The organism is Gilvimarinus japonicus (genome assembly GCF_042847215.1).
GTDB classification, from domain to species: Bacteria; Pseudomonadota; Gammaproteobacteria; order Pseudomonadales; family Cellvibrionaceae; genus Gilvimarinus; species Gilvimarinus japonicus.
Map to the genome: position 1 here is coordinate 3034470 of NZ_AP031500.1, position 13977 is coordinate 3048446.

10 protein-coding genes are annotated in these 13977 nt (G+C 54.2%); 5 read left to right on the forward strand and 5 right to left on the reverse strand.

What is annotated here, in order from left to right; translation table 11 throughout:
- Positions 1-32: 32 nt before the first annotated feature.
- Complete coding sequence (locus ACGHAD_RS12930; RefSeq protein WP_339616029.1) at positions 33-935, reverse strand: LysR family transcriptional regulator; 903 nt, start codon at positions 933-935, stop codon at positions 33-35.
- 120 nt (positions 936-1055) lie between these two features.
- On the opposite strand from ACGHAD_RS12930, the gene metE reads away from it, so the two are divergent.
- Positions 1056-3332, forward strand: coding sequence for a 5-methyltetrahydropteroyltriglutamate--homocysteine S-methyltransferase (gene metE, locus ACGHAD_RS12935; protein WP_382418342.1), 2277 nt, complete (start codon positions 1056-1058; stop codon positions 3330-3332).
- Positions 3333-3403: 71 nt separating this feature from the next.
- Here the strand turns inward: metE and ACGHAD_RS12940 are convergent, their stop codons facing one another.
- A complete protein-coding gene (locus ACGHAD_RS12940) occupies positions 3404-4321 on the reverse strand; it encodes an alpha/beta hydrolase (protein ID WP_382418340.1) in 918 nt (305 codons plus the stop codon).
- A gap of 397 nt (positions 4322-4718) precedes the next feature.
- On the opposite strand from ACGHAD_RS12940, the gene ACGHAD_RS12945 reads away from it, so the two are divergent.
- Positions 4719-5531 carry a protocatechuate dioxygenase gene (locus ACGHAD_RS12945; RefSeq protein WP_382418338.1) on the forward strand — a complete coding sequence of 271 codons (813 nt, stop codon included), beginning with the start codon at positions 4719-4721 and terminating at the stop codon, positions 5529-5531.
- A gap of 43 nt (positions 5532-5574) precedes the next feature.
- Here ACGHAD_RS12945 and ACGHAD_RS12950 read toward each other — a convergent pair whose 3' ends face one another.
- Positions 5575-6096: a disulfide bond formation protein B gene (locus ACGHAD_RS12950; protein ID WP_390402783.1), complete on the reverse strand. Its 522-nt coding sequence runs from the start codon at positions 6094-6096 to the stop codon at positions 5575-5577.
- A gap of 489 nt (positions 6097-6585) precedes the next feature.
- Between ACGHAD_RS12950 and ACGHAD_RS12955 the strand changes: the two genes are divergently transcribed.
- The gene (locus tag ACGHAD_RS12955; RefSeq protein WP_382418609.1) at positions 6586-9690 is read left to right on the forward strand and encodes a glycoside hydrolase family 9 protein; all 3105 of its coding nucleotides are present in this window, start codon (positions 6586-6588) and stop codon (positions 9688-9690) included.
- Positions 9691-9783: 93 nt separating this feature from the next.
- Here ACGHAD_RS12955 and ACGHAD_RS12960 read toward each other — a convergent pair whose 3' ends face one another.
- Entirely contained in the window at positions 9784-10137 is a 354-nt protein-coding gene (locus tag ACGHAD_RS12960; protein WP_382418334.1) for a YnfA family protein, read from the reverse strand.
- A 66-nt stretch (positions 10138-10203) separates the two neighbouring features.
- The gene (locus tag ACGHAD_RS12965) at positions 10204-11148 is read right to left on the reverse strand and encodes a diguanylate cyclase (protein ID WP_382418332.1); all 945 of its coding nucleotides are present in this window, start codon (positions 11146-11148) and stop codon (positions 10204-10206) included.
- A gap of 389 nt (positions 11149-11537) precedes the next feature.
- On the opposite strand from ACGHAD_RS12965, the gene ACGHAD_RS12970 reads away from it, so the two are divergent.
- Both ACGHAD_RS12970 and ACGHAD_RS12975 read left to right on the forward strand, forming a co-directional pair.
- Complete coding sequence (locus tag ACGHAD_RS12970) at positions 11538-12932, forward strand: carbohydrate-binding protein (RefSeq protein ID WP_339616021.1); 1395 nt, start codon at positions 11538-11540, stop codon at positions 12930-12932.
- A gap of 60 nt (positions 12933-12992) precedes the next feature.
- Complete coding sequence (locus tag ACGHAD_RS12975; RefSeq protein ID WP_382418329.1) at positions 12993-13778, forward strand: hypothetical protein; 786 nt, start codon at positions 12993-12995, stop codon at positions 13776-13778.
- Positions 13779-13977 lie beyond the last annotated feature (199 nt).

Consider the following 13977-nt stretch of genomic DNA (forward strand, 5'->3'; position numbering starts at 1 on the left):
CAAGCGCGAGCGCTACACCAGTAGCGCCAACATTACTTTACCTCTTGGCGCCAACTCACGGTGGCCGCTTGGCGAATAAACGCATCAATATAATCCGTATTGCGGTCGGCGGTGCGCACACCGACATAAATATGCTTAGCAATGCCTTGCTCGCCCAGACTTACCGCTTTGATCGGTAAGCGTTCGGCGTACTCAGCTACTAGCCAGCGCGGCAGCGCGGCCACGCCACGGCCAACCGCTACCGTGTGCAATAAAATATCGGTGGTCTCAATGGTTTTATGGCTGCGCGGCGCAACCCCCGCCGGCAACATAAAATGGCTAAAAATATCCAGCCGTTCTACCGGCACCGGGTACGAGATTAACACCTCGCCCACCAATTGCTCAGGCCGCACAAAATCTTGCTGCGCCAGCGGGTGATGATTAGCCACCACCAACACCTGCTCGTAATCAAACACCGGAGTAAACTCCACGCCAGGCTTATGCAGCGGGTCGGGGGTCACCAGCAAATCAATATCATGACCAAACAACGCGGCCATGCCGCCAAACTGAAACTGCTGTTTAACGTCCACATCGACGCCGGGCCAAGCCGTTAAGTAAGGGCCCACTATTTTTAATAGCCATTGGTAACAGGGGTGGCACTCCATGCCGATGCGCAGCACACCGCGCTCGCCGGCGGCCATACGGGCAATTACATCTTCGGCATGCTCCAACTGTGGCAGCAGCCGTCCGGCAAGCCCCAGCAGGTATTGCCCCGCCTGGGTTGGCCTTAACTGCCGCCCTTCTCGCTCCCACACGGGTGCACCCAGCTGCTGCTCTAACTTTTTTATCGAGTGGCTTAACGCCGATTGCGTTAGATGCAGCCTCTCGGCCGCTGCCGTCAGTGAGCCCGCTTGTTCTACCGCCCGTAATATTGCCAAATGGCTGCGCTCTATCATGCCCTCTCCCGATCAGTATCGCTCAAAACATGAATATAATTCATCAAATAATGAATTAATACCATTTTTAATCATACAACAGCCCGCCTACACTGGCCTCTTACTGACTAGGAGGCCAACATGGCAACGACACATAACTTGGGATTTCCCCGCATTGGCGCCAAGCGCGAACTTAAATTTGCCCAAGAGGGCTTTTGGAAAGGCCAACTACCCGAGCGCGAGTTGCAGCAAACCGCACAAACGCTGCGCGCCCGCCACTGGCAGGCACAAGAGCCTCTCGACTGGGCTCCGGTGGGCGATTTTTCCTTTTACGATCAAGTGCTGGACACCAGTTTTACCTTGGGGCATATCCCGTCCCGGGTCAGTAATTTGGCTGGCACCGAGCTGGACAATTACTTTCGTATTGCCCGCGGCCGCTCTAAGGGCGACAGCGATTGCCAATGCGTACACGCCGGCGAAATGACTAAGTGGTTCGACACCAACTACCATTACATCGTCCCCGAATTTAGCGCAGACGATACCTTTACCCTTAATCCCGACCGCTTGCTGGCGCAACTGGCCGAGGCCCGCGCGCAAAACGTCAACGCCAAACCGGTGATTATCGGCCCGGTGACTTACCTGTGGTTAGGCAAAAGCAAAGACGACAGCGACCGCTTGGCACTGCTGGAGAAACTGCTGCCAGTGTACAGCGAATTACTGCAAACACTGGCCGGCGAAGGCGTAGAGTGGGTACAAATCGACGAACCGGCACTGGTGACTGATTTGGATGCCAACTGGCAGCATGCGGTTAACCTCGCCTATCACACCCTAAAAAGCGCGCCGGTAAAATTATTGCTCGCCACCTACTTTGGCGAGCTGGCCGACAATTTAAAGCTGACCTGTGAGCTACCCGTCGCCGGTATTCATATCGATGCCATTAGCGCACCGGCCGAGGTCAGTAAGATCGTCGATTGGCTGCCCAGCCACAAAGTGTTATCACTTGGGGTGATTAACGGTCGCAATATCTGGAAGACTGACTTAAACCGCACCCTCGACTGGCTGGAACCTATTGCCGCGAAACTGGGCGATCGCTTGTGGCTGGCGCCATCGTGCTCGCTGCTGCATGTACCGGTTGACTTGGCGGCCGAACAGTCGCTCGACCCCGAGGTAAAAAACTGGTTAGCGTTTGCGCTGCAAAAGCTGGGTGAACTGAGCATTATTGCCACGGCGTTAAATGAAGGCCGGGAAACCGTTGCCGTAGAGCTAGACGCAAATGCCCAAGCCATCGCCGCGCGCCAGCAGTCCGAACGTGTGCACAACAGCGAGGTGCGAGCACGCACCGCCAGCATCACTCAGGCGCTGGGCGAGCGCGTTAGCCCTTACGCGGCACGAGCCAAAAAGCAAACCGCGCGATTCCAACTGCCCGCGTACCCCACCACTACCATTGGCTCCTTTCCACAGACATTGGACATTCGCCAAACTCGCCGGCAATTTAAAAATGGCGAGCTAAACACCGAGGACTACCAAGCCCGCATCAAAGCCGAAATTGAACGCTCAGTGCGTGAGCAAGAGGCGCTAGATCTGGATGTATTGGTACACGGCGAAGCCGAGCGCAACGACATGGTCGAGTACTTTGGCGAGCAGCTCGAGGGTTACGTATTTAGCCAGTACGGCTGGGTACAATCCTACGGCTCGCGCTGCGTTAAACCACCCATTTTGTTTGGCGATATCAGCCGCCCCACGGCCATGACGGTGGCTTGGACGCAATACGCGCAGTCGCTCACCGCCAAACCACTAAAGGGTATGCTGACCGGACCTGTCACTATTCTAAACTGGTCCTTTGTGCGCGACGATCAGCCACGCTCTGAAACCTGTAAGCAGTTAGCGCTGGCAATTCGCGATGAAGTGCAAGATTTAGAGCAAGCCGGTGTCGGCATTATCCAAATTGATGAGGCCGCCCTGCGCGAGGGCTTGCCCCTGCGCAAAAGCCAATGGCAGCAGTATTTAGAGTGGGCCGTGGAGTGTTTTAGAATTACCGCCAACGGCGTTGCCGATGAAACACAGATTCATACCCATATGTGCTACTCGGAGTTTAACGATATTATCGAATCCATCGCCCACATGGACGCGGACGTAATTACGATCGAGACATCGCGCTCGGATATGGAGCTGCTGGACGCATTTGATGACTTTAATTACCCCAACGATATTGGCCCGGGCGTATACGACATTCACTCGCCGAATATTCCAAGCCAAGAGCACATTGTAACGTTGATGAGTAAAGCCGGCGAGCGCATTCCCGCCGAGCGTTTGTGGGTAAACCCCGACTGCGGCTTAAAAACCCGCCAGTGGGATGAGGTAGTACCGGCGCTAAAAAACATGGTAAGTGCCGCCAAAATATTGCGCCAATCGGCGTAACACTCTGGCAAAAATCCCGGCGTTTACCGCCGGGATTTTCATTTAATAAACAGAGTGACCCGAAAGATTTTTTAAAACCCCTCCTCTTGCAACCACTGGTTCATAGTCGCAAACCAATCGATGGGGTTGCGCATACCAAAGCCGTGCCCGCCGCTGGGCAAAATCAACATACCGGCACTCACATTGTTACTTTTTAATGCTCGGTAGTAATCCAGCGAGTTTTCTACCGGAACGGAACCATCATCACCCGCGTGCACTAAAAATGCCGGCGGCGTCGCCTCAGTCACCTGTGTTTCATTCGAAAAATACTGCTGCCACTGAGCATTAAAATTTTCACCAAGCAAATTAGTACGCGAACCTTTATGGGCAACCTCGCCGGTAAAACTAACCACCGGATACACCAACACCTGAAAGTTCGGCCGCAGATCAGCGGCTTGCCAGCGCTCTAGTACCGGATCGTTATAATGCACCGCCGCGGACGAAGCCAAATGCCCCCCGGCGGAAAAACCCATCACCCCCACTTTATTGGCGTCAATGTTCCAGCGCGCGGCGTTCTCGCGCACTAGACCAATAGCTTGCTGCACGTCTTGCAGCGGGCCAAATTTTTTGTCAGCCATGGTTGCATCCAGTGGGTCACGATACTTAAGCACAAAAGCGGCGATGCCTTCGCGATTAAAGCGCTGGGCGATATCGTAGCCCTCCTTTACTATCGAGACACCGCGATAACCGCCACCGGGGCAAATAACCACTGCGGTACCCGTCGCCAATGAGGCATCGGGTAAGTAGGCGGTCATGGTAGGCAGTGTTACCTGCATTAAAAATGTATCCGGGTTGGCCGGGTCACGAACGGTTTCTAAGTCAATACTCGCACGAGCGTTGGGAATACCACTGGACTCATCGGCTTTATACAGCGGATACACAGTGGGGCTTTGATCAAAGCCTGAACCAAGGTCGTCTACCCTTGACGACGTTGAGCAAGCAATCGCCATAACGGTCGCCCATGAGAGCAACCCGACTTTTAAAGTCCGACCCAGCAGGGACCTTGTGCCAGTAAAAATACCAACTCTATAAATATTATTGATAGCCATAAAGGCCTCCGTATTTAGATGTATGAGAATGTGGCTTCACTGAACTTCTGCTGAGTAACTTTTTAATTTTTAGAATAAAAAAAATCCGACACAACGCATTAAACATTAACACTGGTTCGTTCTTGTATCGCTTTTGTATGGCGAATGTATCCCAATGTAAACTTCAGCGCACATTTGGAACAATTATTATTTTTCGCCCTCCATAACGGCTATACCGGTATCGCGCCCTAGGTTTTATCGTCGCTCTTGATCTGTCATTACATGGGCTCACCTACCCTTAACAACAACGAGTGTGATTATGAACAACACCCCACAGAATAAAATTATTCAACAGACAACCGTCTTCTGCAATGCGTCATCAGCGGCGGCGGTAGCAACACCACTTGCCAGTCCAGCTCAGTTTAGTCGGCGCCGCGCCCTTAGCGCCTTTGGCGCCTCCCTAGCCGGGCTGGGGACACTAAGCGGCTGCGGAGAAGCACGCTCCAGTTCACCCATAGCCACAGGGGATGGTAGCTGTGTATTAATCCCTTCAGAAACCGAAGGGCCCTACCCGCTCTCTGTAGTGCTTAGTAATTCAACGTACGTGCGCGGCAAAATCAACGAGGAAAAAACCGGTGTGCCCCTGACGCTTAAGTTTAAGCTAGTGGATATTAACCATGGTTGCGAGCCTTTCCCCTACGCGTCTTTTTACGTGTGGCACTGTGATAAAGACGGTCTGTACTCGGGCTACGCCCAATCTGGAAGCGACACCCGTGGTGCAACTTTTTGCCGCGGCATTCAAGATGTTAACGTCAAGGGTGAGGTGACGTTTCACACAATATTTCCCGGCTGGTACGCCGGGCGAATGACTCACATTCACTTCCAAGTGTTTTTATACAATGACACGGTCTCTGTGGCGACGGCCACCTCGCAGTTAGCTTTTCCAGCGGAAACCACCGACGCGGTGTACAACTCATCGCTCTACCGTAATCGCGGACCAAACAACTCGGTCAGCTCGATTGCGCAAGACAGTATTTTTGCCGATGGCACTGACAGCCAAATGGTCAACGTGAGTGGCTCCGTAGAGGATGGTTTTACCGCGACACTTACGGTAGGTATCGCGGCGCCCTAGACTACTAACACAATCGTGTTCGGCAAAAGCGCAATCGGCGTTATCACTTACGCAGTAAAACGCCGATGACCGCCAAACTAAACAACGCGATTAAGCCCGCGCTCACCACAACCAATACGTGGGTCATGGTAACGCCCAAGGCTATTTCGGGTGTTGCCTGGCACAGACCCTGTACCTCAAACACTGAGGGAAGCCATTTATCTAAAGGGGCCCACGCCGGGAAATTAGCCATAAACGCACAGCTGCCGCCATCGCCTACGCCATATTCAATTTTAATCAGGTTCCAGCTTTCATTGCCCAGGCCAATCGACAGCGCTAAACCACCCACCGCGCTTACCAACCGCCCCCACCAGTGACTTTTTAACAGCAACGCTAACAGCGATACGAAGAACAATGCCATCACCCACACGCGCACGTAAATACATACCTCGCACGGGTAGTATTGCCATACGTGCTGAAACAACAAAGCACCGGCCTCCAAAACCACCATTAACGCGGCCACCGCCAACCAAAAATTGCGGCATTGAGCGCTCTGCAGTAAACGGGACATCGGGTTCATTAACATGACAATTCCTTAGACATTCAACGCTAAAAACTTACAAAAAGGCGCCTTGGTGACGCGGCTATTGTGTGGGGATTGCTTTTTAATTTTTTGCTTTTTTCCATCGTACGTAGGTTTAACGTTAACGGAAATCCACGCGCCACTAGTATAACCAATCGCAATCAAATGATCGCTGCTCACTTCAAATATTAACAAGCAAATCATCGGGCGCATTTTTAGTCAGTTTTCCGTGAATGCTCTCACATTCATAACCACAACTTACTGGTCACAATACGCCGCTGGTGCTGCGCTGCGTTTTTTCGTACCGCACACTGGAAAACTCGAGCGACGTTGTCGGCAGTCCTGCCCATCTGCCCCAAAAGCAAAGCCGCTTGAGACAAAAGCTCGATGATTGCAGCAACCAACTCGCATTATTTACAGAGCGCCACGGTTGCGCGATCAACAAACTATAACAGCAAGGCTTATCAGCAAGGAGAGTTCCCTGTGAAATTCATCTCACTAACCGCCAGCGCTACGCTCGTTTTGACAGCGCTGACATCCCATACCAGTCACGCACAAACACAAAACTATGGCGAGGCGCTGCAGAAGTCGATTTACTTTTACGAGGCCCAGCAAGCCGGCCCACTGCCCGAGTGGAACCGGGTTCCCTGGCGCGGCGATTCGACCCCGACCGACGGCGATGACGTTGGCCTGGATTTACGCGGCGGCTGGTTTGACGCCGGCGACCATGTAAAGTTCGGCTTTCCCATGGCCGCTACCACGACGTTACTGGCGTGGGGCGCGGTAGATTACCGCCAAGCCTATGAAGACTCAGGTCAGCTCGAGCACATACTTAACAACTTGCGCTTTGTAAACGACTACTTTATCAACGCGCACCCATCACCCAATGTATTGTACGGCCAGGTAGGCGTTGGCTCGGCGGACCATACATTTTGGGGGCCGGCCGAGGTTGTTCACCACAAAATCCCCAACTCTCGGCAGTCAATGAAAATTGACTTAAGCTGCCCAGGCCCAGATTTAGCGGCCGAAACCGCGGCGGCCATGGCGTCCTCGTCGATGGTATTTGAGCAGACAGACTCGGCGTACGCCGCGACACTCTTAAGCCACGCCGAAGAGTTATTTGCCTTTGCCGAGCAAACCACCGGCACCGATGGCACCGACAATGCTTACTCTAATTGCATTACCGATGCCAAAGCGTTTTACAACTCGACCTACGGCGTTTACTGGGACGAAATGGCTTGGGGCGCACTGTGGATGTGGCGCGCTACCGGCGATAACGATTACCTAGATAAAGCCCTTGGCTACTACGGCCAGATGGGGAGCGAGAACCAATCCGACACACCAGTGTACACATGGTCTCTGGGCTGGAACGACAAAGCTTATGCCGTGTACGTGATGATGGCATCACTTTTGGGGGATGAGCGCTACCATGCCGACGCACAGCGCTACCTCGATCACTGGAGTATTGGCGCAGGCAAGCGCACCCCTGGCGGTATCGTTGTGGTTGATGGTTCGGGCTGGGGTGTTAACCGTTACGCGGCCAACATCGCCTATCTATCGCTGTATTACGCCGATGCTTTGGGTGAGACCGATCCGCTGTACAGCCGCTATCAAGATTTCGGCGTCACCCAAATCGATTATATATTGGGCGAAAACCCCGCTAACCGCAGCTTTTTAATCGGTTACGGCAATGACTACCCAACCAATGTGCATCACCGCGGCTCACACGGCTCGTGGGCCGACAGCCTACAAGTGCCCGAGCAGCAGCGACACATCCTGTATGGCGCTGTAGTCGCCGGCCCCGATGCCGACACCAACTACACCGAAGATCGTGGTGACTACGTCATGAACGAAGTGGCGGTGGACTATAACTCGGGCTTTACCAGTGCCGTTGCCGCGCTCTACAACGATTACGGCGGCAACCCGCTGCCCGAATCGCAGTTCCCGCCGGCAGAGCCCGAGCAGGAAGAGTACTTAGTGGGCGCCACCATCAATAGCTCGGGTGCGGGCCACGTCGAAATTCGCAGCGTTATACAAAACCGCAGCACGACACCGGCGCAAGGTCGCGATGACTTGTACTTTCGTTACTTTTACGATTTAAGCGAGGTTTACGACGCGGGCTACACCGCCAATGACGTGACCATCACTACCGCTTACTCGCAAGCCAGTAGCGTTACCGGCCCGCATGTGTGGGGCGACCCGGCCGATCATATTTACTACGCCGAGGTTAGTTTTGCAGGCGATGTGATCTTCCCGGGCGGACAATCGGCGCACCGCCGTGAAGTGCAGTTCCGCGCATCGCTACCCACCGGCGTCAACATCTGGGACAACAGCAACGACCCGTCGTGGATGGCAGCTTACAGCAACCCCAGCGAGCAATATGGTTATCCATCAGACAGCATTCCGGTTTATGGTGACGACGGTTTGCTAAGCGGTGAAGAGCCCGGCGGCGGTTGCGGCGGCACCAGCGGCGTTAACTGTTTGCCCACGGCCAGCGATTTAAACGTAACCACCGCGTTTGAAACCGCCGTCGCTATTGAGCTACAAGGCGCCGACAGTGACGGTAGCGTGGCGCAATACAACGTCACTGGCGCTCCTGCCAGCGGCACCTTAAGCGGCACCGGCGCCAACCTCACTTACACCCCGGACGATGGCTTTAGCGGCAGTGACAGCCTGACCTATACGGTGACCGACAACGCCGGCGGTGTGTCCGACCCGGCTGTGGTGGATATCACCGTCGAGGCCGAGTTAGTGCCCTCGGTTGCCATTAGCTCACCCGCCAATGGCACCGAGGTAGAACTGGGCGCTGACTTTACCGTGCAGTTTAATCTTGCCAACGCCGACGGCGTGCGGGTAAGCGTAAACGACATGGTGATTACCGACGTTAACAATGGCGACAGTGTGGTTCTTACTGCACCTAGCTCCGTCGGTGATTTTACCGTTAGCTTAAGCGCGCTGGACGACAACGGCACCGAGGTAGGCACGCCTGACAGCATTACCTTGACCGCGGTAAGTGAGCCGGTAAACACGCCCCCAGTGGCCTGTGTTGATCAAGCCAATGTCACTGTAGGTGTGGGCCAAACGGTTAACCTGGACGCCAGCTGCTCGGCCGATCCAGATGGCGACAACCTGAGCTTTGCCTGGGATTTAGGCAACGGTCAAACCGCCAGCGGTGCCACGGCCAGCGCGAGCTACGCCAGCGCCGGCAACTACACCGTCACTTTAACCGCCAACGATGGCACTGATACCGACTCAGTCACCACTAACGTCACTGTCGAAGAAGCAACCGGCGGCGGTCAGTGTGAGTATGTTGTGACCAACGAATGGAACAGCGGCTACACCGGGTTGATTCGCATCACCAATAGCGGCACCAGCGCTATTAATGGTTGGAGCGTTAACTGGAGCTACAGTGACGGCTCGGCTTTGGTGAACACCTGGAATGCCAACGTGACGGGCTCAAACCCACACACCGCGAGCAACCTAGGTTGGAACGGCACCATTGCTCCGGGACAGTCCACCGAGTTTGGCTTTCAAGTTAACAAAGGCTCGGCTAACGCCGTAGTGCCTGCCGTTAGCGGCAGTGTCTGCGGAGACTAAGCTAAGCAAACTAAGATAACGCTGTAAACACAGCGCCGATTTAACATCGGATCAGGCCGGCACAGAAATGTGCCGGCTTTTTTATAAAAAGAACTACGCCGGGCGCGGGGCAAACATAATAATGGCCATCCCCACCAGCGCGACCGACACCCCCAATATGTCCCAGAGCGTAGGCTTAACGCCATCGACCCACCAGAGCCACATAATGGCGACAAAAATATACACCCCACCATAAGCCGCATACACCCTCCCAGCAGCCGTCGGGTGCAGTGACAACAACCACGCAAACGCCGCCAAACTCAAGGCGCCAGGCAGCAGCAACCAAATGGTTTTGCCCTCGCGCAGCCACAAATAAGGTAAATAGCAACCGACAATCTCTGCCACCGCGGTAATGACAAACAAACCCAGCGTCCGCAATACATTTACCGGCAAATCTGGCAAGATCATACACCTTCTATCCACTCATCAATTTTTCACCGCGCTCGATTTTTCCGTCGCGGTAAACCATGGCACTCACGCAACTTCGATACAATTGCGACCCGCGCGCTTGGCACGGTATAAAGCCGCATCGGCACGCAATAACGTATCTTTAACTGATTCATCCTCCGCTGTAGCCAGCGTCGTTCCTGCACTTATAGAGCAATACACCTCATTGCCATCAAGGTTAAACGGCGTGCCGGTCATCGATTGACACAACCGTTGCGCCACGGCTCGCGTCGCGCCTAAATCACTGTTGGGCAATAAAATAGCAAACTCTTCGCCACCCACCCGGCCCAATAAATCGTTACTACGCAAGATGGCACGCCAGCGCTTGCAAGTGGACTCCAGCACTTTGTCGCCTGCTGCATGACCATAACAATCATTAATTTTTTTAAAATGATCCAAGTCGATCATGACAATTGCCAGCGGATACTGCTGTTCGCGCGCCAGCTCAAACTCGGCATTAGCGCACTCTAAAAAGTGGCGTCGGTTCATTTCTCCGGTAAGCGTATCAACGCAGGCAATATGACGTAAGCTCGACTCTAACAACTTGTGCGAGGTGATATCGCGAAAAAACCATACTCTTCCTAGGTAGTCGCCCGCATCATTTTGCAAACCTACACTATTGCGCTCCAAAACCCGGCCGTCCGCCAACTCGACGTCGCACAGGTCAACCTCCTCTGGCCGCTCGTACAACTGCTGAACACGGTTTAAGAACGCCTCCGGTGACACCAGCAGCTGCAGCGCGGGCGCCATTAACTTATCTTCCGGCACCGATCCATCAGCACGCTGATGCTGCTTAACGTAAGCGGTGTCAATTTGCCACATATCTAAAAAACGCTGGTTAAACGACACAATCTCACCCTGCCCATTAACCACCAAAATGGCGTCCGGTGAGGCTTCTTGAATCGCTCTGAGTAATGACCGGTCAAATTCAACCGAGTGCTTAACGGCAGGTTTACGTGTCAGAGTAGGCATTCTCTCACCCAAAGCTTATGGTAACGGTACGCGGCACACAAGCATCGTCTCGTTTGTGAAATCAGGTTTATAGTCAATGTTAACGGTATAGCAGCATTTGTTTATTCTAGTCCATTACGCGGCATTACGCGCCAAACAAGAGCCCACCAACACGGGACCTAACCGACGTGTTGCGGCGCTCTGATAATCACTTTTTGTCAACGTTGTCACACTTTGCCCGCCAACTCCCGTCACTTGTTACGCTTTAGCCAAAGTGTGACGCCACAGCCGATTACAAAGCGTAAGGTCATTGAGCTGGCGCCGCGGCCAACACAGGCAGCGACGCCGCATCAGGAACAACCGGCGGGTCGTCCCCCGGTACATACCAATAATCAATAAGGGTCATCGCTATGAAGCTTTCACACACACTCGGTGCGCTCAAGCGTTACTGCGCCACCGCTCTGGTACTTGCCGGTGCCACCGTTGCCGGCAACACTCAAGCCGCTACTGTCGACTTACTGGTGCTGTACGATAACTACTCCGCCGGTTACTTTGGCGGCGATCCGCAAACCGCCATGAATAACTGGGTCAACCAGATGAACGCCGCCTACGCCGACAGCCAAATTGACGTGCAACTGCGCTTGGTGGGCGTGCGCCACAACGAACAAGGCGGTGCCAATCAGGGCGAGGTACTCAACAATATTCGCCTAAATGGCAACGTTGCCAATCTGCGCAATCAGCTGGGCGCCGATTTTGTCTCGCAGATGCACAGCACCGGCGCCTGTGGCGTTGGCTATGTGGCGGTAGATGCCAACTGGACCTTTAACGTGGTACACCCCGGCTGTGGGCCGATGGTAATGCTGCACGAGCTGGGCCACAACATGGGTGTTAACCACTCGCGCAAGCAAGGTGACACCGGTGGTGCACGCTTTGGTTACGGGGTCGGTTACGGCGTACAAAACGTGTTTGTGGATGTGATGGCCTACGAAGGGGTGTTTAACACCACGCGGGTAAATCGTTTCTCTAACCCCAACCTTATTTGTCGCGGCTACCCTTGTGGTTTGCCGGTGGGTCACCCGCAAGAGGCTTACGCGGCACTCGCCATTCACAATGTGCGCGATGAGATCGCCGGTTTCCGGGCCACTGCTGGCACCAGCGGGCCGGTACAGCTTGCCCAGCACTGCAACTACGGCGGTTATAACGTCGGGCTTACACCGGGCAATTACACGTTAGGCCAGCTCATGGCCAAAGGCATTATCAACGACGATATTTCATCGGTCCGCGTGCAGCAGGGCTATAAAGTCGAGCTGTTCCAGCACGATAACTTTACCGGCAATATGCTCACTCGCACCGGCGATGACAACTGCCTGGATAACGAAGGCTTTAACGACGATGTCAGCTCATTGCGCGTCTCGACGGTCAGCGGTTTTAACCAAACCATTCAAGCTGAAAACTATGCGGCTATGGCCGGCGTGCAGCTCGAGAACACCACCGATGCCGGCGGCGGACAAAACGTGGGTTGGATTGATAGCAACGACTGGATGGCCTACAACGGCATCAACATCCCCAGCTCAGGCAATTACACCATCGAGTATCGGGTCGCCAGCCCCAGCGGTGGCCGTTTGTCACTGGATTTAAACGGCGGCGCCACCTTGTTGGGCGAGCTTAATGTACCCGCCACCGGCGGCTGGCAAAACTGGACCACCGTGTCGCACACCGTGTACATCAACGCCGGCACTTACAACTTTGGCGTATTTGCCCAAGCGGGCGGCTGGAACCTTAACTGGTTGCGCATTCGCCAGTAAGCAGCAGTACCCCGCGCCGCTAATGGCGCGGGGTATATTTATTAACCTTGAGGGAGCTGTATGAACAAACCACTTATGGCGCTTTGCCTATTACTTGTTATCACCGCCGGCCTCTGGTTTGCGCTCGATACCGGCACGCTAAACACCACTGCCGAAAACCCATCGCCTAATACCGCGACCAACGCATCTAGCTCCGGTAAGATCGCACCCAGCGCCGCAACCACCGGCCATTCGGCTTTATCCGACAATGTTAACCCTGAGCCAAAAGCCGCTGATACCGCCGCCAATAAAACAGCGCAAGCTACCACCCCACTGGCAGAGCGCCTCAGTAAAATGCAATCGCGCCGCCCAGATCGTATCTTTGATCCGGCCGAAGTCCGCGCCGCCGTGCAACGTGACAGCGCATGGAGCAATGAGACCCCCGACAATCTCGACGACTTGCCGCTTGATGCCGAAGCTCTGAACGACGGCCGCCAAATTATCTCGTTCGATCCGCTAAAGCTCGAAACCCTCATGCCGGGCGATCAGGTTAGCGTGAATATCGATGAAACCGGCGAGCAGTACACCGTCAACATTAATCGCACCGAAAAACACGACTACGACAGCATTAGCTGGTATGGCACCATTAACGGTAACGATGGGCAAACCTACCAAGTCAGTTTCACCCAAAGTGACACCCTCACCTTAGGCGGGCTCGACACCCCCGACGGTAATTACCAACTGCAAGCTCACGGCGACGCCGGCTGGATCGCCTCCAGCGCCTCACTGTTTAAAGTACCCGAAGGTCAGACCGACGCGATTATTCCGGCAGACGTCAAACCGCAACCAGTGCCCATCGCGCACTAGCGGCGGCAACAATAAACCCAGCGGCTGCCAAGCCGCTTTTCCCCTTCCCTTAATTATTTTTATCGGCGGCCGATAAGCCCATAACTCAACCGGCTTACTAAGCATCCACGGCATATTCAGCTATGCTAATGGTGGTAAACAACGCCAAATTTTTAACTGCCCTCAGCATGAGGGGCGCTATAGGTTGCCTTTAGCAATC